General features: G+C 41.1%; 21 protein-coding genes. 4 read left to right on the plus strand and 17 right to left on the minus strand.

Annotated features, from left to right (window positions below; genetic code table 11):
* Window positions 1-69 precede the first annotated feature (69 nt).
* The 16 genes from VK159_RS18555 to VK159_RS18630 form a co-directional block, all read right to left on the minus strand.
* The gene (locus VK159_RS18555; protein ID WP_324231664.1) at window positions 70-834 is read right to left on the minus strand and encodes a succinate dehydrogenase/fumarate reductase iron-sulfur subunit; all 765 of its coding nucleotides are present in this window, start codon (window positions 832-834) and stop codon (window positions 70-72) included.
* A 25-nt stretch (window positions 835-859) separates the two neighbouring features.
* Window positions 860-1,531 carry a hypothetical protein gene (locus VK159_RS18560; protein ID WP_324231665.1) on the minus strand — a complete coding sequence of 224 codons (672 nt, stop codon included), beginning with the start codon at window positions 1,529-1,531 and terminating at the stop codon, window positions 860-862.
* 17 nt (window positions 1,532-1,548) lie between these two features.
* A complete protein-coding gene (locus tag VK159_RS18565; protein WP_324231666.1) occupies window positions 1,549-3,519 on the minus strand; it encodes a fumarate reductase/succinate dehydrogenase flavoprotein subunit in 1,971 nt (656 codons plus the stop codon).
* 124 nt (window positions 3,520-3,643) lie between these two features.
* On the minus strand, window positions 3,644-4,351 hold the full coding sequence (locus VK159_RS18570) for a succinate dehydrogenase cytochrome b subunit (protein WP_324231667.1): 708 nt from the start codon (window positions 4,349-4,351) through the stop codon (window positions 3,644-3,646).
* 129 nt (window positions 4,352-4,480) lie between these two features.
* On the minus strand, window positions 4,481-5,299 hold the full coding sequence (locus VK159_RS18575; RefSeq protein ID WP_324231668.1) for a DUF3575 domain-containing protein: 819 nt from the start codon (window positions 5,297-5,299) through the stop codon (window positions 4,481-4,483).
* A 98-nt stretch (window positions 5,300-5,397) separates the two neighbouring features.
* A complete protein-coding gene (locus VK159_RS18580) occupies window positions 5,398-5,964 on the minus strand; it encodes a hypothetical protein (protein ID WP_324231669.1) in 567 nt (188 codons plus the stop codon).
* A gap of 72 nt (window positions 5,965-6,036) precedes the next feature.
* Window positions 6,037-6,291: a hypothetical protein gene (locus tag VK159_RS18585; RefSeq protein ID WP_324231670.1), complete on the minus strand. Its 255-nt coding sequence runs from the start codon at window positions 6,289-6,291 to the stop codon at window positions 6,037-6,039.
* A 114-nt stretch (window positions 6,292-6,405) separates the two neighbouring features.
* Complete coding sequence (locus tag VK159_RS18590; RefSeq protein WP_324231671.1) at window positions 6,406-7,350, minus strand: transglutaminase family protein; 945 nt, start codon at window positions 7,348-7,350, stop codon at window positions 6,406-6,408.
* Window positions 7,351-7,362: 12 nt separating this feature from the next.
* On the minus strand, window positions 7,363-8,304 hold the full coding sequence (locus VK159_RS18595) for an alpha-E domain-containing protein (protein WP_324231672.1): 942 nt from the start codon (window positions 8,302-8,304) through the stop codon (window positions 7,363-7,365).
* Between the two features lie 63 nt (window positions 8,305-8,367).
* Entirely contained in the window at window positions 8,368-9,813 is a 1,446-nt protein-coding gene (locus tag VK159_RS18600; RefSeq protein WP_324231673.1) for a circularly permuted type 2 ATP-grasp protein, read from the minus strand.
* 112 nt (window positions 9,814-9,925) lie between these two features.
* The gene (gene thrC / locus VK159_RS18605) at window positions 9,926-11,224 is read right to left on the minus strand and encodes a threonine synthase (RefSeq protein ID WP_324231674.1); all 1,299 of its coding nucleotides are present in this window, start codon (window positions 11,222-11,224) and stop codon (window positions 9,926-9,928) included.
* Window positions 11,225-11,271: 47 nt separating this feature from the next.
* The gene (locus VK159_RS18610; RefSeq protein ID WP_324231675.1) at window positions 11,272-12,198 is read right to left on the minus strand and encodes a homoserine kinase; all 927 of its coding nucleotides are present in this window, start codon (window positions 12,196-12,198) and stop codon (window positions 11,272-11,274) included.
* A gap of 5 nt (window positions 12,199-12,203) precedes the next feature.
* Window positions 12,204-14,645, minus strand: a complete 2,442-nt coding sequence (thrA, locus tag VK159_RS18615) for a bifunctional aspartate kinase/homoserine dehydrogenase I (protein ID WP_324231676.1) — start codon at window positions 14,643-14,645, stop codon at window positions 12,204-12,206.
* A gap of 289 nt (window positions 14,646-14,934) precedes the next feature.
* Window positions 14,935-16,134 (minus strand): T9SS type A sorting domain-containing protein, encoded by a 1,200-nt coding sequence (locus VK159_RS18620; protein ID WP_324231677.1) that lies wholly within the window; start codon window positions 16,132-16,134, stop codon window positions 14,935-14,937.
* 194 nt (window positions 16,135-16,328) lie between these two features.
* A complete protein-coding gene (gene murQ, locus VK159_RS18625) occupies window positions 16,329-17,150 on the minus strand; it encodes an N-acetylmuramic acid 6-phosphate etherase (RefSeq protein WP_324231678.1) in 822 nt (273 codons plus the stop codon).
* A gap of 9 nt (window positions 17,151-17,159) precedes the next feature.
* Complete coding sequence (locus VK159_RS18630; protein WP_324231679.1) at window positions 17,160-18,005, minus strand: N-acetylglucosamine kinase; 846 nt, start codon at window positions 18,003-18,005, stop codon at window positions 17,160-17,162.
* A gap of 117 nt (window positions 18,006-18,122) precedes the next feature.
* On the opposite strand from VK159_RS18630, the gene VK159_RS18635 reads away from it, so the two are divergent.
* Window positions 18,123-19,721, plus strand: coding sequence for a S41 family peptidase (locus tag VK159_RS18635; protein WP_324231680.1), 1,599 nt, complete (start codon window positions 18,123-18,125; stop codon window positions 19,719-19,721).
* A gap of 58 nt (window positions 19,722-19,779) precedes the next feature.
* On the opposite strand, the gene VK159_RS18640 is transcribed toward VK159_RS18635, so the two are convergent.
* Window positions 19,780-20,127, minus strand: coding sequence for a DUF6249 domain-containing protein (locus tag VK159_RS18640; protein WP_324231681.1), 348 nt, complete (start codon window positions 20,125-20,127; stop codon window positions 19,780-19,782).
* A gap of 169 nt (window positions 20,128-20,296) precedes the next feature.
* On the opposite strand from VK159_RS18640, the gene VK159_RS18645 reads away from it, so the two are divergent.
* The 3 genes from VK159_RS18645 to VK159_RS18655 are packed head-to-tail and all read left to right on the plus strand — an operon-like array spanning window position 20,297 to window position 22,810.
* Window positions 20,297-20,884 (plus strand): RNA polymerase sigma factor, encoded by a 588-nt coding sequence (locus tag VK159_RS18645; RefSeq protein WP_324231682.1) that lies wholly within the window; start codon window positions 20,297-20,299, stop codon window positions 20,882-20,884.
* An 11-nt stretch (window positions 20,885-20,895) separates the two neighbouring features.
* Entirely contained in the window at window positions 20,896-21,399 is a 504-nt protein-coding gene (locus VK159_RS18650) for a hypothetical protein (RefSeq protein WP_324231683.1), read from the plus strand.
* 52 nt (window positions 21,400-21,451) lie between these two features.
* Window positions 21,452-22,810 (plus strand): pyridoxal-phosphate dependent enzyme, encoded by a 1,359-nt coding sequence (locus tag VK159_RS18655; protein ID WP_324231684.1) that lies wholly within the window; start codon window positions 21,452-21,454, stop codon window positions 22,808-22,810.
* Window positions 22,811-23,509 lie beyond the last annotated feature (699 nt).

A 23,509-nucleotide genomic window follows, 5' to 3' on the forward strand; every position in this document is an offset into this window, starting at 1 on the left:
CCTCCATAAGGAAGTCTTTTCGTTTAAGTGTTGTGCGGTCATACTTTGGGTGAACAGACAACGGCAATTTTATTTTGTTGCAGTTAAACTTGCAGCTGCATAATCAGCATTTAAGCGTGCAATGTTGGTGAGCGAAATTTCTTTCGGACAAACAGCTTCGCAGGCACCGGTGTTGGTACAGGCACCAAAACCTTCTTTATCCATCTGCGCCACCATGTTGAGCACACGTGTTTTCTTTTCCGGTTCACCCTGTGGCAATTGGTTGAGGTGAGCCACTTTTGCACTCACAAACAACATAGCCGATGAATTCTTACAAGCCGCTACACAAGCACCGCAACCAATACAAGCTGCAGCAGCAAAGGCAGCATCTGCTTTTGCTTTATCAATGGGCAGCGCATTTGCATCAACGGCATTACCGGTGTTTACACTGATATAGCCTCCCGCCTGAATGATACGGTCGAACGCTGAACGGTCTACCATCAGATCTTTGATCACAGGAAATGCGTTGGCTCTCCAGGGTTCAACCACAATGGTATCACCTTCGTTGAAGGCACGCATGTGTAACTGACAAGTTGTGTTTGCTTCCCAGGGACCGTGCGGACGGCCATTGATGTACATACTGCACATACCACAAATACCTTCACGGCAATCATGGTCGAAAGCAATTGGGTCTTTCCCTTCGCCGATCAGCTCTTCGTTCAACACATCAAACATTTCAAGGAAACTCATCTCCTGTGAAATGTTTTTTGCATCGTAGGTTTCAAATGAACCTTTATCGTTGCTGTTCTTCTGGCGCCAAACTTTCAGTTTTACATTGATATTTTTATGTTCCATTCAAAAATAGTTTGATGGTTATATGTTAGTATTCTTCTTCAAAATTGAAATCCTCCAGTTTCACTAAAGGCCTTCGTTTTATTTTCTGTTTAACTTGTTTGATAAGTTTACATTCTACTGTCCGCTCAATAATTTCTTCGTCACATGTAACAAAATTTACATCCCTGAACTGTCTTCCTGCATCACCAATCTCACTTCCATTACATGCCTGCATACTCCAAAAAAGATCTGATGTTGCACCAATTAAAGACATTCCATTTTGATTCATCCTGAACTTTCTCACTTCTGACCAACGCCAAGAACTTCCGCCATAATGATGAATAGATAAAACCCCTTTAGTTATATCCATTGCTGAAAATGGATCGCCATACATTCCTCCACAATGCCTGCACATCAGTACATTTTCAGATTTGCCTATTACCTTTAACCCTTTATTTGACATCAATAGCACCAACAGAATTCGTTTCGGTTCTTCATCCATTTCAAAAGTATCTTCATCTTTGTACTTTAAGGCCAAAACGATATCGTCTATATTATCTTTATTTAAGTCTCCTTTTGCAATACCAATCGTATCATATCCTTTAGGGATGAATGCAGCAATTGTCTTCCCTGAATCAGGAATATTTGAAAGAACTGTTTGTGCTGATGATGAGAAATAAAGACTAAGAAATAGTGCTATTGTCTTTATAGTTTTCAAATCATCAAATTTTCAAATTACTTGTAGCTTCTCTGACTCGGTTTCACCACTTCATAATTCAACTCTTCTTTGTGCAGTTGCCATTCATGATCACCTTTCATTTCCCATGCAGCTACATACATGTACTTGTCATCATGACGTAATGCTTCACCATCTTCTGTCTGGTGCTCTTCACGGAAGTGACCGCCACAGCTTTCTTCACGATTCAACGCATCAATACACATTAACTCGCCTAACTCAATAAAGTCGGCTACACGGTTGGCCTTATCCAGTTCAGGATTCATTTCGTTAATCTCGCCTGGTATGCGTACATCGCTCCAGAACTCATTCTTCAACTGCTGCACTTCTTTAATCGCCTGTTTTAAACCTTCGGCATTGCGGGCCATCCCACATTTGTCCCAAATGATCTTACCCAAACGCTTATGAAAACTTTCAACAGTTTTTGTTCCTTTAATATTCATGAGCATGTGAATGCGGTCACGAACTTTACTCTCTGCTTCAGCAAATGCAGGATGATCCGTTGGTATTGCTTTGGTGCGGATCTCATCGGCGAGATAATTACCAATTGTATAAGGGATAACGAAATATCCATCAGCCAAACCCTGCATCAACGCACTTGCACCCAAACGGTTTGCACCATGATCGCTGAAGTTTGCTTCACCTAATGCATATAAGCCGGGGATATTTGTCATCAGTTCATAGTCTACCCACAAACCACCCATGGTATAGTGTACCGCAGGGTAAATGCGCATCGGCACTTCGTATGGGTTTTCGCCGGTAATCTTTGCATACATGTCGAACAGGTTACCATACTTCTCTTTCACTACATCTTTCCCCATTTGTGTAATGGTTTCGGCATCGGCATTAATGCCACGCTTACCTGCTTCAATTTTTCCGTAACGCTGAATGGCAGCTGCGTAATCAAGATAAACAGCTTGCTTACTTGTACCAACACCGTAACCGGCATCGCAACGTTCTTTTGCTGCACGGCTTGCTACGTCACGGGGAACGAGGTTACCGAATGCAGGATATCTTCTCTCTAAATAATAATCTCTTTCTTCTTCAGGAATTTCATTGGCCTTACGTGTATCACCTTGTTTCTTTGGCACCCAAATACGGCCATCGTTACGAAGCGATTCACTCATCAGGGTTAACTTACTCTGATGATCACCACTTACAGGAATACAGGTCGGGTGAATTTGTGTAAAGCAAGGGTTGGCAAACATCGCTCCTTTCTTGTGCGCTTTCCATGCAGCAGTAACGTTACTACCCATGGCGTTTGTAGAAAGATAGAATACGTTACCATAACCACCGCTGCATAACAGTACTGCATGACCGAAGTGACGTTCCAGTTCACCTGTTACAAGGTTACGTGCAATAATACCACGTGCCTTGCCATCGATCATTACAATGTCCAGCATTTCATGACGTGAATACTGCGTTACATTACCCAATGCGATCTGGCGCTCCAAAGCCTGGTAAGCGCCTATTAATAACTGCTGACCTGTTTGGCCTGCAGCATAGAATGTACGTTGTACCTGTGTACCACCAAAAGAACGGTTACTCAACAAACCACCATATTCACGTGCAAAAGGAACACCTTGTGCAACACACTGGTCAATGATGTTGGCACTTACTTCCGCCAAACGATGTACATTTCCTTCACGTGCTCGGTAATCGCCACCCTTAATGGTATCATAAAACAAACGGTAAACCGAGTCACCATCGTTCTGATAGTTTTTGGCAGCATTAATACCACCTTGCGCAGCAATAGAGTGTGCACGGCGTGGGCTGTCCTGGAAACAAAATGTTTTCACCTTATAACCAAGTTCACCTAATGCAGCTGCTGCAGATGCACCGGCCAAACCTGTACCAATCACAATCACTTCAAGACTGCGTTTGTTGGCAGGGTTCACCAGTTTACAGGTGTTTTTATAGTTTACCCATTTAGTATCTAACGGACCGGCAGGAATTTTTGAATTGAGCATATCGTATCAAATTCGTTTATCGTACAAGTTATAAGGTATTTTTTGTGTAGTCAGCTTTTGTGTTATCTGTTCGGCTTTTGTTGCGTCGCACACTTGAACATTGTTGCAGGCATCAACAAAAAACTTAATCAATCCATTTCAGGTAAAAAGCAATTGGCATCAAAGCAAATAATACCGATACAAGAATGGAAAAACCAATACCAACCGTGTTTAACATCAGGAGATAACGATTGTTGCTAACGCCCACCGTGCGGAAAGCACTTTGGAAACCATGCATCAGATGCCAGAACAACGAGAAGCAGCCTATTAGGTAAGCAATTACCACCCACAATTCACTGAAGGTTACTTTCATTAAACCAAACATATCGTGCATATCAACACCATTGTAGTTTACAGGTATATCAAGACCCGCATGTGTAAAACGTGCAGGCACCCAAAAATGACTGAAATGCAAAACAAAAAATAACAAAAGCAATGTTCCTAACAGGCCCATGCTGCGGCTATACCATTTGCTGCCTTTGCTTCCCATGGAAACATCATAACCAACAGATCTTGTTTGTCTGTTCTGCAATTCCAGCATGTAACCTTGAATGATGTGCAGTAAAATGCCGGCCATTAAGCCAACCTCCATAATACGGATGAGCACCGTTGAACCCATGAAGTGAGCTGCTTTATTAAACATCTGGCCGTTATCATCCGGGTTAACCAAGTCTGCGAAAACGCAGGCATTGATGCTAACGTGTACGATTAAAAATGTAATAAGGAACAAGCCTGTAAGACCCATTACCAATTTTTTCCCGATGGAAGAAGTGAACATCTGCTTGAATGTCATAAAAGTTGTTTTGGAAAGCCGTTGCAAATTTAGGGTAGGAACAGGTTCAAAATACAGGTTATATGATTAATGTAATAAAAAATGCCCCTTTTCCGGGGCATTTTTAAATATCATTATTTATGCTAATGATTAAAACTTAATACCGATTGTAAGGCCTGCTCTTACTCCGGCCCAGGGGCCATCAATAATGGCTTTGATATTATTCGCACTTACCTCGGCAGTAATTTTTGTTAGTGGAAGATCCAACGACTCAATTGTATTTTTAATTTCAGTTTGTTCGTTTGCCGAAAGACTGGATGATGGTACACCGTTTAACGTTCCATTACTTGTTCCATAATGTGCCCCAAGTATCCACCAATCCAACGTAACAACTTTACCTAAATGCCATTGCGCACCAATCATAACTCCACCACTATGAGTTGTAATGTCTCCTTTTAACTTGATGGTTTTTGTTGTGTTTGCATCACCATCAAATGTTATCGGCAATTCGTCTGAATTGAATTTTGCATAACGGTAGTAAGGTGCAATGTAGAATCCACGGCCATACCCTTTCTGGTTAAGGTAGAAACGCACCTCCGGAGTAATGGCAAAGTTGCCAACTTTTAATGAACGGATATTTGCTTCAAGATCTGCATCTCCATTAGCAATATCGTCAGCATAATTGTCCACAAATGGTAAGTTCCCTGATGGCATGCTTCGAACACCAACGGCTACTGAGATCTTCTTTGTTAATACACGCTCGTACTGAAATGAATAGTTTTTAAAAGCGAGTGCCATGAGGTTCACTTTTACAATATTCATTTTGTTTTTATCCGCTTTTTCAGCCGGTGGTTTCACGTTCACGGGTGCGCTGCCTCCCGATTGCTCATCGAGTGTTGACTGCGCAACTAAAGACGTAATGCTCAATGCAGAAATAAACAATGCTGTAAAAAGTTTTTTTTGATACATACAATTTGGTTTGGGAATGAAAAGCGAATTACACGATGCAAATTTTACTTTTAAAAATGACATATGCTGTACCTACTAAAGGGTATTTTCCCCGTTTCTTAAACCAATAACCGCTGGTTAAGTTCTCCATCAATTTTTTTAAACAGGTGATAAGGTTTATAAATACGCCAGTTATCGAGTTCCATCAGTTCAAGATAACGGTTGAGTTTTAGTTTTTTGAAATCGTACTGTGTCTGTTCAGGCATGTTCAGGATGATAGTCCAGCCATTTTCATCAGCACAGTTTTCATACCATTCTTCGTAGTAATCTTTTTCGCTGCTGTGGAAGTTGAGTACATTTTCAGCTACCATGATAAATTTATAAATGCCTTCCGCCATCAATTTATCGATCACCTCCCGCTTCAGTTCCATGATATCATTTTCAATGGCATCGTTCCACTCGCCCAGCATTTCGATGATGGCATATTGCTCGGCGTAATCGGCCATCAATATTTTCAGGTACAACGTACGGCTGCCAAACTCATCCCATTGCGGATGGATATAGTAATTGTAAACAGTTTGAGAGTACTCAAACTCGGAGTATTGACGGCCATAGAACGGTGAGTGCTCATCTTCTTCGCTCACATAAATATGCCGCCAGTTGTAAAATGGTTCAATATCATGCATACTTCACATCGCTATCTTTCAACTGATAGTTCCTGCAAATTTCAGCAATGAACCGACAAATAAAAATAAAAATCAATTATCGCTGCTGTCGTCGAAATAACTGACCATCTGCAACACCGTGCAGGGGTGAACATAGTTGAACAGCGTTGATTGAAGGAGATCGTGAAGCTCGGCCCGGCTCATACAGTAAGCCTGGTTCTGCAAAGAAAGTTTGTAAGCATTTACTTTGTGAAAAGCTAAAGCGGCTAACTGGCTGGTGTGGTCTTCAACAATGGTAAATTGTTCGGCAATATGCGCCTGATCGTCGAAGAATAATGGCTTTTTCATGTAGATACAGGTTTGGGTTTTAAGATATTGGTTTATTGTAACGTGAAGATAAGCTGAAAAGTTGCCTTTACATGTAGTAAAACCACGACACTTTTGTAGAGACAGAATTACGGTTTATTGCTGTTGCTGGGCTGCTTCTTCAGCTATTATACGCTCTGCTTCTTTCACCGATTCCGTGATCTGCATCTGCACATCATTCAGTTCTTCAAACACCTGTCCGTCTTCATAACCTACCGATACATACACCGAAAGTGTTTGTTTGGCCAGTCCCTTAAAGGTTCCTTTAATCGGTGAACAGGCATTGAAATCCCTGCCAACCGCCAGTTTAATATGGTGCGTGGTAACCCATACATTATTGGTAGGATCAATACCCACCCAGCCCAATTTAGGAATAAAAGCTTCCACCCATGCATGTGTGGCACCTTCGCCACGCATACCGTTTTTGTTCGGGCAGATATACCCACTTACGTAACGGCTTGGGATACCCATACTTCGCAACAACTGCAACAATACATGCGCAAAATCCTGGCACACACCACTGCGATGCTCCAGTATCTCATCAACTGTTGTTTCAATATTGGTGATGCCTTTTATGTATTTGAATTCAGAAAAAATATAACCGGAGCAAGCTTCAACGATCTGCATCACCGTTTTGTGTTCACAATCGAGCGAGGTCAGGATCTGTTGCAATGCTTTTGTGGCAAGTATTTCTTCAGGTCTTGAAAGTTCAAGCAAATGGAAATCCGAAGCAACTATTTGCTGTAATTCTTCCCTAGTACTTTCAACAACAGGAATGGTCTCTTTACCGATAGTACGCACCACTACTCTGCTGTCGATGATCAAAGAAGTGTGTGCTGCCAGCAAACTGAAATCAGCACAACGGTTACCCCAATAATCAAGAAAGAAAAACAATTCAGGATCGGTGGTGATGTTTACTTCGTGTTGTAAAATTTCCTGCTGATCTGATGCAACAGGGTAAATACGTAACTGGTTCACACTTTCCTTTACAGGCCTGTTGTAAGTATATTTTGTTACGTGATGGATCTGAAAAACGGGCATCCTTTATTGTTACTATGCGTACGAGAAAAATTGTTGACCTAATACATGTGAAAATTTCAGCAAGTCCTGTTTGGTATCCTGCAGAAAGCGTTGCAATGTAATCTGTTTGATGGAGCTTTCATCTGCAAATTTTACACGGCTGTAAATACGACCAAATTCACGATAGATCATTTGTTTTTGTGGTGGTTCATTTTCTTCCAACACCTCAGTGAGATATTTTTCTGTACGGGAAAGCGAATAAACCGCTGAACGTGGAAAATGATGATTGAAAATGGCCTGGTGCAGCACATTCATGTTTGTTGCACTGCCCTGGTAATTTTTCATATGTAACTCATACCCCGAAAGCGAAAGCAAAAGATTTCGCCAGTAGAGAATATCCTTATGATCGTCCAGGTTAAAATCAATCTGTTCAAATTGTTTGTAGGTAACATCGGCAGTAAGAACTGCACGCTCGATCAACCGGCCAATATTCATAAAGTTCCAACCCATGCCACGAGGCATGGTGGTATCAATAACACCAACGTAGGTTAAGGAGAGCTTTAATAATTTATCGATACATGGTAATGCTTCTGCACCTGATAATTTTTTTTCGAGTCCCGGCTGGTTCACTGTATGATACATGAGGTTCACTTCTTCCCACACTTCTTTGGTAATGTGATCCTGCATGCCTCTTGCATTTTCCCTTGCTTTGTTAATGATGCTGCGGAGTGAATTACTGTTTGCCCTGCTAAGGATAAGATATTGTAAGGTGTTGGCAGATGAATATTCGATTTGCTTCATTTCTTCATCGGAAAGATTGCCAAACGTTTCCAGCACTGGTCTCCATGAATGAACTCCATATGGTCCTTTATCGAGCGACAAAACATAGTTGGTGAGTAATACACGCAACAAACCTTCGGCCCGTTCCATATAACGGTTCATCCAGAACATTGAATCGGCAACACGGGATAACATGTATGAGTTATGATTTTAGATTTATGATTTCAGATTTTCTATCTCGTTCTTTTCACTTTGTACCTAATCGATCACCCAAGTGTCTTTACTTCCTCCACCCTGCGATGAGTTTACAACTAGCGAACCTTCTTTCAACGCAACCCTTGTTAAACCACCCGGAACGATCTTGATACCATCCGGTCCGCACAATGCATATGGACGAAGATCAACATGCCGTGCTTTCAATTCACCATCAATAAAACAAGGAACAGTTGATAATTGAATGATCGGTTGTGCAATAAACTCTCTCGGGCTTTTTTCAATTGCTTCTTTGAACAAACGCATTTCTTCTTCCGTTGCTTTATTGCCCATGAGCATTCCGTAACCGCCACTTTGGTTGGTGCGTTTTACCACCATCTTATGCATGTTGTCAAATACATAGTTGCGCTCATCATCATTACTCATCTGGTAAGTAGGAACGTTAGGAAGGATTGGTTCTTCGTTCAAATAATATTTGATCATGGCCGGTACATAAGCATACACGGCTTTGTCATCTGCAACACCATTACCAACTGCATTGGCCAACGCAACAGTGCCTTTTCGATAGGCGCCCATGATGCCTGGTACGCCCAACATACTATCAGGACGGAACAATAACGGATCCATAAACTCATCGTCAATGCGTCGGTAGATCACATCTACCTGTTGCAAGCCGCTGGTAGTTTTCATATACACTTTGTGATTGTCGATCACAAGATCTCTTCCTTCCACCAACTGTATACCCATTTGTCGTGCAAGGAAAGTATGCTCATAATAAGCCGAATTATAAATGCCAGGCGTTAACAACACAACGGTGGGATTCGAAACGGGCCGTGGTGATAATGCCATTAAGTTATTATGCAACATCAACGGATAATTATTCACCATCCGCACGTTAGCATTTGATAACAGATCAGGAAACAAACGTTTTGTTACTTCCCTGTTCTCTAACATATACGACACACCTGATGGCGTACGCAGGTTATCTTCCAGAATATAAAACGTTCCATCTTCACCACGAATAAGATCTATACCTGAGATGTGTACATAAATATCATGCGGCACTTTAATACCTGCCACTTCATGCAGGAAATGCGGACATGATGCAATGAGTTCTGCAGGAATAATTTTGTCTTTAATGATCTGTTGCTGATGATAGATGTCTTTGAGAAAAAGATTCAATGCCCTCAACCTTTGTTGAATCCCTTTTTCTACATGCGCCCATTCTGCTGCAGTAATGATGCGTGGAAGAATGTCGAATGGAAAGATGCGTTCAATACCTGCATCATCGCTATACACCGTAAAGGTGATACCCTGGCTCATAAAGAGATCACCTGCCAGCTTGTGTTTAAGATGAAGATCAGCAATGCTGTGCTGACTAAGTTCTTCGACCAGCTTTTGATAGGGCAGCCTTATTTGGCCACTGTTCTGCATTTCGTCAAATAATGCAGAGCCGGTCTGATAGTTTTGTATCAGTAGTTCGCTGTCCATATTGATTTTGAGTGTTAATAAAGCAAAAAGAGTTGCATACGTACGGGTTTAATGTACGGCAGGCAACTCTTTGCTCAATTTAGGGAAAACAGCTTAGTTGATGAAATAAATATCAGGCTTTCAATAAAAAATCTTTCAACTCTTGAAACGAAACATTCATTCGTGTTGATTTCTTTGGAAGATCAATAATCTCTTTTACTGCATCAGGTAGAGGGATGGTTTGATTCAACACAGGTTCTACTACATCATAAAACTTAACAGGGTGTGCTGTTTCAAGAAAAATGCCTTTATCCGTTACATGTTGTTGCAGGTATCGATCCAATGCTAAATAACCAACAGCACCATGCGGATCGAGTGTGTAATGCAATTCATCATATACACGTTTCATGGTTTGTTTTGTTTCTTCATCAGTAATGCTCACACTGCTGAACTTTTCTTTCAGTTGCGGAAACTGTTGATGAAACAATTCAAGTATTCGGACAAAGTTGCTTGGGTTACCCACATCCATTGCGTTGCTGATGGTTGCTACTGCTGGCTTTGGTTGATATTTCTGCGATTGCATAAAGCTGGGCACAATATCATTTGCATTGCATGCTGCAATAAAATGATTCACCGGCAAGCCACTCATATGCGCCAGGATACCTGCACAGATATTACCGAAGTTGCCACTTGGTACGGATATTACGGGTGGTTGATCTTTTTGCTTCCATTGTTTATACGCAAAGAAATAATAGAATTGTTGCGGCAACCATCTTGCTACGTTAATGGAATTGGCCGACGTAAGGAATAATTCTTTATTCAATTCCGCATCTGAAAATGCCTGCTTCACCAATTGCTGACAATCATCAAAGGTTCCATTTACTTCCAATGCATGAATATTGTTGCCAAGTGTGGTGAGTTGTTTTTCCTGCACACTGCTTACTTTACCACTCGGATAAAGAATCACTACCTCCACTCCTTCTACATTGTAAAAACCATTGGCAACAGCACCGCCTGTATCACCACTGGTTGCAACAAGTACGGTTACTTTTTTGTCTGCGCCTTTTACAAATTGGCCAAGGCAACGACTCATAAACCTTGCACCAACATCTTTAAATGCCAACGTAGGTCCGTGAAATAATTCAAGTGAAGAAATGTTCTCACTTACTTGTACAAGTGGTATCGGAAAGTTTACTGTTTCTGATACGATGCGGTACAACTCATCTTCAGCAATTTCGTTTGCAACGTATGGTTTGATCACTCGAAAAGCAATTTCTTCATTGCTGATGTTTTCGATATTACTGATGAGGTCTTTATCAACCAGCGGAATAAACTCAGGAAAATACAATCCTTTGTCAGGCGCTTGCCCGAGAATAGTAGCTTCTTTGAACGAAGCGATGGGTGATTGTTTATTAAGACTATAATACTTCAATTTGAAAATTTGAAAATTTGAAAATTGGTTTGCCTTTTGTCAATTGTCTATTGACCCGCAATTACTTCAACTCCACTTTTAGCGATAGAAGTAACATATGTTTTGTATTCTATGCCCAAACGCTGAAACACTTCCTGCATAATGGCTTCCACATTCTTTGCTGTAGTTTCTTCGGTACTCAACATGAAAATGGAAGGCCCGCTTCCGGATATCCCACCACCTAATGCACCTGCTTCTTTGCTTCTTGTTTTAATTTCATCGAAGCCGGGAATTAAAATACTACGCACAGGTTCAATGATTACATCTTCCAGACTTCTGCCGATGAGATCGGTATCGCCTTTTTCAAAACCTGCAACAAGTCCGGCTATATTGCCCCATTGTTTAATGGCATCTTTCAACAACACTTCTTTGCGAAGAATTTGTCTTGCATCACTTGTCTTTACTTCAATTTGTGGATGCACAACGGTAACAAACAACGGAGGCGAATTGAGCGGCACAATATCTAATGGATGAATTGAACGGATCAATGTAACACCTCCTGTAATGCATGGTGTAATATTATCTGCATGCTTTACACCACTCGCCAGTTTTTCACCAAACATTGCAAACTGCACAAGCTCATCATTTGAAAAAATATTTCCTAGTAATTGATTGGCAGCAACAGCAGCACCGGCAGCACTTGCTGCACTCGATCCAAGACCACTACCCGGCTTAATATGTTTTTCGATCTCCACTTCAAAACCAAAATTATTGCCCATCTTTTCCATGATGGCTAATAACACCACACCTGCCACATTCTTCTCTGCTTCTGTTGGCAGATCGTAATCGTCTTTATTTGTGATGTAAACTTTTGGCTCATCAATCAACCTCAACTTCATGTGATCGTATGGTTCGCTTAATGCCATGCCAAGAATATCGAAACCACAAACAAGGTTGGCGACAGTTGCCGGGCATTTCACTTCTACTTCTTTCATTGTAATTATTTTTGAGCTGCTCTTAAAATATCTGCAAACACACCACTTGCTGTCACTTCCGCACCTGCACCTGCGCCTTTCACAACCATTGGCTGTTCTTTATAGCGATCAGTGTAGAAAAGAACAACATTATCTTTCCCATACAAATGATAGAGATCATGCTGAGGCGGTATATGCTGTAAGCCGACACTTGCTTTACCATCGTTAAAACTTGCAACAAATTTCAATTTACAATTCTCTGCATTTGCTTTATCGTAGATGGCTTTAAAATGTGCTTCTTCTTTTTTCATGGCTTCGTAAAAATCAGCAACGCTTCCTTTTACACAGCTTTCGGGTAAGAAACCATTACAAGTGATTTCTTCCATCTCCATTTGCACACCCGCTTCACGTGCAAGAATTAATATTTTGCGCATTACATCAGTACCACTGAGATCCAATCGTGGATCAGGTTCAGTGTACCCTTCATCCTGTGCTTGTTTTACAACTTCCGCAAAAGGTCGTGAACCGTCATAATGATTGAACACAAAATTTAGAGTGCCGCTTAATACAGCTTCCATACGATGCACTCTGTCACCGCTGCGCATCAGATCATTTAATGAACCAATGATCGGCAAGCCGGCACCCACATTTGTTTCAAATAAAAACGGTGCATTAAATTCAGTTGAAAGATGTTTCAGCTTTTTGTAATTGCTGAGTTTTGATGAGGCTGCTACTTTGTTACATGCTACCACAGCAATGCTTTTCTCAAGTAATGATGCATAGACATCTGCAATGATCGCATTGGCAGTAACATCTACAAAAACAGAATTACGGAGGTTTCGTTTGATGATTGATTGTACAAACTGATCAAGATTTGATGCTTCACCGCTTTGCAGCAACTCATCCCATTTATTCAGATCAATTCCATTTTCGTTGATAAGCATTTTACGACTGTTACTTAAGCCAACAATGTTCACATGTAAACGTAAATGCTGTTCGAGAAACCCTTGTTGTTGTTTTAACTGCGCCAATAATCTTTTACCCACATTACCTGTACCAACAATAAAAAGGTTTACCTGTTTCTGAATTGTTTCAAAAAACTCTTCATGTAAAACGTTTACTGCTTTACGCACATCGTCGGTAGCAACCACTGCAGAAATATTACGTTCTGTTGAGCCTTGTGCAATTGCACGGATGTTGATACCATTGCGACCTAATGCAGAAAACATTCGTCCGCTGATGCCGGTGTGATGACGCATCTGGTCACCTACCAGTGCAACAATAGAAAGTTTTTCTTCGATCTGCAACGGATCAACTTTATCAGTTGCAATTTCGTATTCAAATGTTTTGTCAACTACTTCTTTTGCCCGTGCAGCAGAAGCAACATCCACACCCACACAAATAGAATGTTCACTTGAACCTTGTGTAATGAGAATAACGTTGATCTGTGCATTCGCCAATGCCGCAAACAAACGGCTGCTGAAACCGGGTATCCCGATCATGCCACTACCTTCAAGACTTAACAAAGCCAATGAATTGATACTGGAGATGCCGGTGATAATATTTGTTGAATCAGATTTGTTTTCAATAACAGTTCCATGATCTTTTGCTGCAAATGTATTCTTCACCCACACCGGAATATTCTTCGATAACACCGGTTGAATAGTTGGCGGATAGATCACCTTCGCACCAAAGTGTGAAAGTTCCATTGCTTCCTGGTAAGAAATGGAAGGGATGATTTTTGCATTGGGAACCCAACGTGGATCTGCAGTCATCATACCGCTCACATCTGTCCATATTTCCAAGGCGCTTGCATCAGCTGCCGCTGCAAGAATTGCTGCAGTATAATCAGAACCACCACGACCTAATGTTGTCGTAATATTATCTGCATCACTGGCTATAAAGCCAGGCAATACAATGATCTTTTGGGATGTACTGTTTACGAACTCTTTTATCTGCTGATTGGTGATGGCAAAATCAACAACTGCATTGCTGTAGTTTGAATTGGTGCGGATGAGTTCACGTGCATCTTTCCAAACAGAACCTGTGCCGTTTGAATTAAACGCAGCATTGATAATGGTTGATGAAAGTAATTCACCATAACTCACCAGTTTATCTTTGGTGCGCAAAGAAGATTCATTTAACAGGTAAATACCATTGCAGATATCTTCAATTTCATTGCAAAGTTTTTTCACCATACTCAACACGCTGCTTTGCTGTTGAACAGGTATCAAAGCCTTTACGGTTTCAAGATGTCTTGTTTCGATCTGCTTGAGAATTTCCTTGTACGATTCATCGTCGTTAGCAGCTTTTGTGCCGCAGTTCAACAACAGATCGGTTGTACCACTCATTGCACTCACCACCAATAGTATGGACGATTCCTTTGATTTTTCTTTTACTATTTCAACAACCTGTTTGATTGCCTCTGCGCTTCCCATTGAAGTGCCACCAAATTTTAAAACCAGCATAAAAGTTTACGTTAAATGATCAGAAGATGTTTCTTGTTCTGCAGCAAAAATGCCCTTGGGGTAATATGGTAATATACAATCCGCTTAGCGGATCGTAGTTGTAAATGTAGTTGTACCAGTAGCCGATGAAGCTATGGATGAGGAGTGAATATGTACAACTGTCTTTTTCATTATGGCTGTGAAGTTAAATGCTGCTGCCGATGAAACAAGCGTTAGTCTTAAAATAATTTTTCATGTAAACAACAAGAGCGGCTATTAAACCGCTCTTGTTACCTTAAAAACCCGCCAGCTATTGCATCACAAATTTTGATGAATAAATTGTTTTTGATTCACTGTTCAGCACTTTTACCATGTACATTCCTTTGCTTAATTGTTGTTTCAGTTCCACTCCTTCGTATTGACCGGGTCCGCTGATGTTCACGATCTTGTTGAGCAGAATTTTTCCGGATAGATCCAATACCTGGATCGTATGAATGCCTTTACCTGTTTCTTCAAAACTTAACTGGAACCGACGTTCAGTGACAGGATTTGGATACATGGCGATTTTTTGATTGGCCATTTCAAATGGAGAACGACCTTCTATGTATTGTCCTTTATTGATCGCTGCACGTGATGCGAGATTACCACTTGCAAGATCAGATGCATTGATGCGTTTTTCATTTCCAAATGCTAAGTCGGCTTTAAATGTTGTGAGATCGAGATAGTAATAAGGTTGATTGCCATAACTGCAACTGATGAGTACACGGCCATCGTTATCTGCAGCGGCACCATTTACTGTAAAGTTTTCAGGTAATCCTTTGATCGTGCCAAGATGAGTAGCAAAACGTGTTGAAGGATCAATACTGTAAACATTTCTCATTTGTGTGATGAGATATAACAGTCCATCAGTACCAGCCACCATATCGCCACCCCAACTGCTGCATTGGCTATGTACTGATAACGCACCGTTTGTTGCAGCATCAACAATATTTCCAAGATCAACCAATAGCGGTTTTTTTCCGGTACTGAAACGATAGAGATGGTTACCATCATTTGTTGCAGCATATCCATAACCGTCAGCAGCAATGGTCATACGTGTAATATGATTGGCAGGGTCAGTCATATTCAACTGACTCAACAAAGGCGAAGTGAGTGTGTAAAATTTAGGTGATGATGGCTCTCTTACATCGGCCCAACGTAATTCAGGAACACGCATTGGAATAAAGAACATCCGTTGGTTTGATGCATCAAATGCTGCAGCAGCAACAGTTGTAGCCGTAGGCCAGGTATTTATATTTCTTTCTGTAACAGCATCAAATACGGCTACATATTTTTTTGCAGGATCGAATACTGTTTGCACAATATCACCTCGTTTACTATTCATCATTTGAATGCTTGTCCAGTTACTTTGATTTTCCGGTGAACTGATAGCGTAAACAAACGAAGACTTTTGCGCAAAATTTGTTGAACAGATAAACAGGAAAGCTGAGAGTAGAAATTTCTCTTTCATAATGTGCAGTTTTTGGTGTTTGTTGAACTGACTTAAAAGTTACAACCATTTGTCAGCAATTGCAACCTTTCACTGCTACATTTTTATGAACGGAAAGATGGAGGAAAAGGCAATAATCAATAGGCAATAGACAAATGGGAATGACGAATTGAAATTATTGCATGTTGCAAATTGCCAATTGTCTATTGCGTTTGCTATTGTCCAATGGAGGTCAACGCTTTTCTTACGGTGCCATGAGTGAGTAGTAAATCTCTTGCCTCTTCGTAATTGGTGAGGCCGCTGCGGAGCATGAGCATTTTTACACCACGATCCACCAGTTTTTCGTTGCTCAGCTGCATATTCACCATGCGGTTATCTTCTACTCTGCCCAGCTGAATCATGATGGAAGTAGAGATCATGTTGAGCACCAGTTTTTGTGCCGTTCCGCTTTTCATGCGGGTACTGCCCGTCACAAATTCAGGACCTACCACCACTTCGATAGGATAATCTGCGGCGGCTGACACAGGTGAACCGGGGTTACAGCTAATACTGCCGGTAATGATGTTCCGTTTGCGGCACTCTTCCAAGGCGCCGATCACATAGGGCGTCGTACCACTTGCAGCAATACCAATTACCACATCTTTATCTGAAACGTTGTAGGCCTCAAGATCGGCCCAGCCTTGTTCTTTATTGTCTTCTGCAAATTCAACTGCGTTGGTAATGGCTTTTTCGCCCCCGGCAATAATGCCGATTACCAATCCATATGGCACACCGTATGTTGGGGGACATTCACTGGCATCCACAATACCTAATCGGCCACTTGTGCCGGCGCCAATGTAAAAAAGCCGGCCTCCCATAAGCATCTTGTCAGTAATAGCGGTAACCAAAGGTTCAATTTGGGGAATTGCTTTTTCAACAGCGGCAGGTACGGTACTGTCTTCTTTATTGATGTTCTGCAGCAGTTCAGCTACAGTCATATTCTCCAAATGATGATAATGCGACTCCTGTTCTGTAATTCTTAAAAATTGTTCCGCCATGGTGCAAAATTAGCTATGATATTCGATTAATCCCTGCATTGGGTTTTTAAGGATGCGGCCACATTGCAGTTCGTAAGCATGGCACATCGATTTCAATACATCACGGAAAGCATACGCAACACCTCCGGTGAAGTGGATGGGATACAGCCAGCTTTCACGGAATTTATATAAATGATTAAAGAAAAATTCGTTGAACGAATCTTCAATAATATTCTCAACCATGTAATGTCCCCTGTTCTCAGCAAGAAATAAAGCAAATGAAGCCATATACCTGTTGGGTAATGGTTTGCGGTACACATTGTCGAGAATCTCCACACGATCGGTCTGGTATTTTGAAATAAATCTTGCCTGCAGCTCTTCATCAAATGTGTTGTATAAAAAATGCTGGATCACTTTACGGCCAAGGAAAGCGCCGCTGCCTTCATCGCCTAACACATAGCCAAGCCCGGGACTGTTTTTGACGATACGGGTGCCATTAAAATAACAGGAATTAGAACCGGTGCCCAGAATACAGGCCACTCCTTTCTCATGACCACACAGAGCTTTGGCGGCACCCATCATGTCATGATCAACTTTAATTTTTATGGCTGATGGAAACGCTTCTTTCAAGGCCGTCTTTACACTTTTGATATTGTGTTCGCTGCTGCAGCCCGTTCCATAAAAGTAGATTTCTTTGATCGATTCCTTTACCAGCTTTGGTTTCAGTTCTTTTTTGAGTAAAGTGGCAATTTGTTCACTGGTCATTAAAAACGGACTAATGCCCTGTGTAAGGAGTATTTTCTTCTTTTTACCCTTCAGTAAACACCATTCTGCCTTGGTCGCTCCGCTATCTGCTATTAGTTTAATCGCACTCATACCGCTATTACGTTTTTCGGGCCTTTTCTGTAAAATATAAAAAATGAAACAAAAGCGAGAGGGCAATATGCTTTATTTTCATGAAATTCGCAGCACTTTTTACAAGAAAGCAAGTTCATGAATAAAAAGAAAGTACAAGTTTGGTTGCCCGTTCTCTTATCCGTATCACTTATCATTGGGATGTTTTTTGGTTATAAACTGCGTGACAATATGGGCACCTATGCACCTTCTTTTTTTGGCCGCTCAAAGCCAAATCCTGTGCAGGAAATCCTTGAATTGGTGAAGCAGAAATATGTTGATACCGTGAGTACCGACTCACTTGGGCAATTTGCAATACAGGATGTATTAAGCCAGCTCGATCCCCATTCTACCTATATTCCACCTGTTGAAGTGCAAACGGTCAATGAAGACATGCAGGGCAATTACCAGGGTGTTGGGTTAGAATTTGGTATGTTGAATGATACGTTGAATGTATTGTTTGTTATGCCAAAAGGCCCATCAGAAAAAGCCGGTTTACAGGTTGGCGATCGCATCATTTCGGCCAATGATTCGATTATATCGGGTAAGAAAAGAAAGTCGGAAGATATCCGCAAGTTCTTTCGTGGTCCCAAGGGAACAGAAGTAAAAGTGAAGCTGATCCGCAGTAACAAACCTTTGGAATTAACGATACAGCGTGGTATCATCCCAATTAAAAGTGTGGATGCGGCTTACATGATCGAACCGGGGATTGCTTATGTACGAGTGGTTAAATTTTCAGCGACTACCTATGAAGAGTTCATGCAAAGCCTTGAACGTTTACAAAAGGAAGGCATGAAACAACTCATTCTTGATTTGCGTGGAAATGGCGGAGGTATGTTAGATGATGCGGTGCAAATGGCTGATGAATTTTTATCAGACGACAAAGAGATCGTTTATACTGAAGGTAAATCGTACCCCAGGCAAAGTTATGCGGCCCGCCGACCGGGTTTGTTTGAAGAAGGAAAGCTGATGCTTTTGATCGATGAAGGTTCTGCATCCGCAAGTGAGGTCCTGGCAGGTGCATTACAGGATTGGGACAGAGCCACTATTCTCGGCCGCCGTTCTTTCGGGAAAGGATTAGTGCAGGAACAATTCACGTTGAGTGACGGCAGTGCTGTTCGATTGACAGTTTCACGCTACTTCACTCCTATTGGTCGCAGTATTCAGAAACCTTACAACAGAGGAGATAAAGCAACGTACCGATCAGAAGTGACTGAGCGTTTAACAAACGGTGAACTTTTTCATGGTGATTCAGCAGCGCACAACGGAAAGACATACAAAACCAAGATAAAGGGACGTCTTGTTTACGGAGGTGGTGGAATTTCACCTGATGTGTATGTGCCGGTTGATTCTGCTGATCAATTACCGAAAGCCAACCGCCTGATCATCAGGGAACAGGTAAGCGATGCTGCCTATCTCTATTTCCTGAAAAACAAAACAGCATTGAAAGGCTTAAAAGATCCGGCTGCTTTACAACAATATATTAATACGGATGCATCGATCAATAATTACATCAGCAATTCAGTAACGAAAGACAGTGTAAATTTTTCATCGCTTACAGAACGGCAACAGGCTACTGTAAAAAAGAACTTTATCAGCTCACTCAGCCGCTATCTCTGGCACACGGAAGGTTATGTAAAAATGCGTAACTATTACGATCCGCTTGTGAACAGAGCTTTGCTGGAGCTAAAGAAATAAACAAATAAAGCCTCGCAATTGCGGGGCTTTATTTTTCTGATAAGGTTGTTGAGGTATATTATTCCTTATCCAGTATTTCCTTTTTCTCGATGCGGTAAGAAAGGATGAGCCCAAGCCCTCCAAAAATACCGATCATTGAAAAGTACATCACCGGATTCTCTTCATCGATCTTTAATACATAGGTGTGCAGAACATAAGCAAGGAATAGTCCAATGCCTGCACCCACCAGCAACAATCCCCACTTCAGATTGCGATATGGTGCTGGGCGGTTAGCGAATTCTTTCGGATTCATCCCCTTTTCGATCATCGACATGTTCTCTTTATTCCTTAAATAAAACAGACCAAATGCCAATGCCATTGCTCCCAGCGGAACCAGTATCGGAATTAAAACTTCAGCAGGACCCATAGTAATTGATTTTTCGTTTTTAAAATGTGTACAGCATCTATGACAACAGGAGATTTCATCGGGTTACAGGATTTTCAATTATTTTTTTCAAGTCCCGGTTCGAAAAATCTTTTCAACTTTATAAAAAGAGTGTAACCGGCCTGTTACAGGCGGCGTCATACCTATTGATATGGAGAATGGCTCAACGGATAAGGAGATCATCACCCGGGTGCTGAAAGGCGACCAACGGGCATACGAGGTTATTGTTACCCGTTACCAGTCTTTTGTGTTTACCATTGCCCTGCGTTATACAAAGAACCGGGAAGATGCTGAGGAACTGGCACAAAATGCTTTTATAAAAGCGTATCGTTGTTTGAATGATTACAGGGGTGATGCGAAATTCAGCACATGGCTTTATACAATTGTAACATCGTTGTGCTTAACTTTTTTGCGCAAAAGGAAACTGGAGATACATTCTATTGATCAGGAACATGTATTTGAATTGGCCGATCAGCATGATGCAGGTATGAAAGCAAACATGGTGGAAGAAAAATCGAAAATTAAAATGGTGAATGATGCCATTGCGCTTCTCCCACCCGATGATGCAAAACTGTTATTGTTATTTTATAAAGGTGAACAAAGCCTGGAAGAAATTGGTTTGATATTGGGAATACAACCCAACAATGCAAAAGTAAAATTGCACAGGGCCAGGCAAAAGCTGCGGGAAAAAATGGAACAGCATTTTGCTGTTGAAGTAGAAGATTATATGAATTCTTAAAAATCGTTTGTATGCATACTCAACAAATGGAAGAAAAGATCTGGGGTTATATTGATGGCACCTCTTCAAAAGAAGAAATTGCTTTTGTGGAGCAAATGATTGCTGCTGATGCAATATGGCGTGCAAAGTACAGTGAGTTAAAAGAGATCAATCAACTGTTGAAGGCCGATATGGAACTGGAGCAACCCCCCATGCGTTTCAGTATGAATGTAATGGATCAGTTACAAGGATTGAAACCGGCACCTGCAACAAAAAAATACATCAATAAAACCATCATCCGTTCTATAGCAGTGTTTTTTATTGTAACGATTGTTGGGTTTCTGATCTATAGTTTTACATTGATCGATTGGTCTTCATCAACAGCAACCGGCGAAGGTTATCAATTACCATCTATATCTTTCGATTATAAATTACTTCTGAACAGTACATGGCTCAATGTATTGTTAATGTTAAATGTGGTGATGGGATTACTGTATTTAGATAATTACCTGCGTCGCAATAAGAAGGCCGTGTAACTACACTCGGGTATTCATCGTAACTTCGCCACCTAAAAAGCATGGTTGCGATATGAATATTAAGAACAACATTCTCGAAACAATCGGGAACACACCTATCATCAGGTTAAATAAAATTACCCGTCAACTTCCCTGCACTGTTACTGCCAAGGTTGATTATTTCAATCCGGGTAACTCCATTAAAGACCGCATGGCGTTAAAGATGGTGGAAGTTGCTGAACAGGAAGGAAGACTAAAACCAGGAGGTACTATCATTGAAGGTACCAGCGGTAACACAGGTATGGGGCTTGCCTTGGCGGCCGTGGTTAAAGGTTACAAGTGTATTTTCGTTACTACCGATAAACAATCGAAAGAAAAAGCTGATATTTTAAAGGCTGTTGGTGCAGAAGTAATTGTTTGCCCAACAAATGTTTTACCCGAAGATCCACGTAGTTATTACAGTGTAGCAGCAAGGCTGGCAAAGGAAGTTCCTAATTCCTTACACATGAATCAATATGATAATCTTGCAAACAGGCTGGCACACTACGAATCGACAGGGCCTGAAATATGGGAACAAACGGATGGTAAGATCACCCATTTTGTTTGCACTGCAGGAACAGGTGGTACTATTACCGGTGCTGCAAAATACCTGAAAGAAAAAAATCCAAACATACAAGTATGGGCCATTGATGTGTACGGATCATTATTGACTAAATATTTCCGCACAGGTGAAATTGATATGGGTGAAGTTCATCCTTATATCAGCGAAGGTTTTGGTGAAGACTTTGTACCGAAGAATTATGATATGAGTGTGATCGATCATTTTGAACAGGTAACAGATAAAGATGGTGCAATCATGGCCCGCAGGTTGGCGAAAGAAGAAGGTTTGTTCTGCGGTTACAGTGCCGGAAGTTGTTTACAGGGATTGATGCAATTGAAAGACCGTTTGAAGAAAGATGATCTTGTTGTTTGTGTTTTTCATGATCATGGCAGTCGATATGTTGGCAAGGTATATAATGATCAATGGATGATGGAACGAGGTTTCCTTGATGTGAAAACGTTTAAAGACATTGTTTCTTCACGTGCACATAACCGTTTGATCAGTATTGAACCTACCCATACAGTTGCTGAAGCAGTAGAACTCATGAAGAAATATGACATCGAACAGATACCTGTAATTAATGGCAATGGCCAGGTGGGCTCTATTTCTGAAAACGGATTGTTCAATAAGGTGTTCTCCAATCCCGAGATTAAGCATGCAAGTGTTGAAGCAGTGATGGAAGCTCCTTTGCCCATCGTGGCCTTTGATACACCTATTGAGCGGCTGAGTACACTCATCAGCAAAGAGAATGGTGCTGTATTAAGTAAAGATGAGGCAGGCAATTTTCATATTGTTACCAAATACGACATCATTCAATCGCTGGCGAAATAAGATTTACAATAACGTTAAGCAATAAATAAAGCCGCTGACAACAGCGGCTTTATTGTGTTATGAAGCTTTTTGAGGCTGATTTACCCAGAAACAAGTAGATTAACAGGATTCAAGACGTAAGTACACGGAATTGAGACGCGTAGTTCTACGTATCAAGAGGTAAATACCGATGTTGTGAAATAGAGAAATACTGCTCTTGTACAGTCTTAACAGTCCATTTACTTTTGTATCGGAAGTTGATTGAAACACAATCAATCTGCTGATTTAAGAAAAACACTTAGACTTGATATCCAAATCCATTAAAAAACCAGAATTAAAAATCCAATATCAGTCGACTTCCGTTTTTAAGAACTAGTTTTAATCCAACAACCTGTAAGAAAACCAAAAACCGTTGAAGAATCCAATGAAATCCTAACTGAAGAAACCACCAAGAATCCTAAAGAAGAACCAAAGAAGTCCAAACGTCCGAAGAAAAACCAAAGAAAAATCCAAACATCCTAACCGAAGAACCGACCTATCCAATCGTCCGAAGAAGAACCAACAAAGCCACCAAGGCAGAGCAATCTGTTGCGGAAACCAAGAGACCAAAAAAGGCTTTATTAAAAAGATCTGGATCCTAAGAAAACCAAGTAAAATCCAAACTAATGTCCTCTGAAATCCAGATCTTTTTTTCTTTTTATCTGCCCGTAAAAAGGAGAT

The sequence above is a fragment of the Lacibacter sp. genome (assembly GCF_035299325.1).
Classification (GTDB): domain Bacteria; phylum Bacteroidota; class Bacteroidia; order Chitinophagales; family Chitinophagaceae; genus Lacibacter.

Coding starts and splice junctions, on each gene's coding strand:
- VK159_RS18555 (WP_324231664.1), bottom strand. CDS start 834: ATGGAACATAAAAATATCAATGTAAAACTGAAAGTTTGGCGCCAGAAG.
- VK159_RS18565 (WP_324231666.1), bottom strand. CDS start 3,519: ATGCTCAATTCAAAAATTCCTGCCGGTCCGTTAGATACTAAATGGGTA.
- VK159_RS18570 (WP_324231667.1), bottom strand. CDS start 4,351: ATGACATTCAAGCAGATGTTCACTTCTTCCATCGGGAAAAAATTGGTA.
- VK159_RS18575 (WP_324231668.1), bottom strand. CDS start 5,299: ATGTATCAAAAAAAACTTTTTACAGCATTGTTTATTTCTGCATTGAGC.
- VK159_RS18580 (WP_324231669.1), bottom strand. CDS start 5,964: ATGCATGATATTGAACCATTTTACAACTGGCGGCATATTTATGTGAGC.
- VK159_RS18585 (WP_324231670.1), bottom strand. CDS start 6,291: ATGAAAAAGCCATTATTCTTCGACGATCAGGCGCATATTGCCGAACAA.
- VK159_RS18590 (WP_324231671.1), bottom strand. CDS start 7,350: ATGCCCGTTTTTCAGATCCATCACGTAACAAAATATACTTACAACAGG.
- VK159_RS18595 (WP_324231672.1), bottom strand. CDS start 8,304: ATGTTATCCCGTGTTGCCGATTCAATGTTCTGGATGAACCGTTATATG.
- VK159_RS18600 (WP_324231673.1), bottom strand. CDS start 9,813: ATGGACAGCGAACTACTGATACAAAACTATCAGACCGGCTCTGCATTA.
- VK159_RS18610 (WP_324231675.1), bottom strand. CDS start 12,198: ATGAAAGAAGTAGAAGTGAAATGCCCGGCAACTGTCGCCAACCTTGTT.
- thrA (WP_324231676.1), bottom strand. CDS start 14,645: ATGCTGGTTTTAAAATTTGGTGGCACTTCAATGGGAAGCGCAGAGGCA.
- VK159_RS18620 (WP_324231677.1), bottom strand. CDS start 16,134: ATGAAAGAGAAATTTCTACTCTCAGCTTTCCTGTTTATCTGTTCAACA.
- murQ (WP_324231678.1), bottom strand. CDS start 17,150: ATGGCGGAACAATTTTTAAGAATTACAGAACAGGAGTCGCATTATCAT.
- VK159_RS18630 (WP_324231679.1), bottom strand. CDS start 18,005: ATGAGTGCGATTAAACTAATAGCAGATAGCGGAGCGACCAAGGCAGAA.
- VK159_RS18635 (WP_324231680.1), top strand. CDS start 18,123: ATGAATAAAAAGAAAGTACAAGTTTGGTTGCCCGTTCTCTTATCCGTA.
- VK159_RS18640 (WP_324231681.1), bottom strand. CDS start 20,127: ATGGGTCCTGCTGAAGTTTTAATTCCGATACTGGTTCCGCTGGGAGCA.
- VK159_RS18645 (WP_324231682.1), top strand. CDS start 20,297: ATGGAGAATGGCTCAACGGATAAGGAGATCATCACCCGGGTGCTGAAA.
- VK159_RS18650 (WP_324231683.1), top strand. CDS start 20,896: ATGCATACTCAACAAATGGAAGAAAAGATCTGGGGTTATATTGATGGC.
- VK159_RS18655 (WP_324231684.1), top strand. CDS start 21,452: ATGAATATTAAGAACAACATTCTCGAAACAATCGGGAACACACCTATC.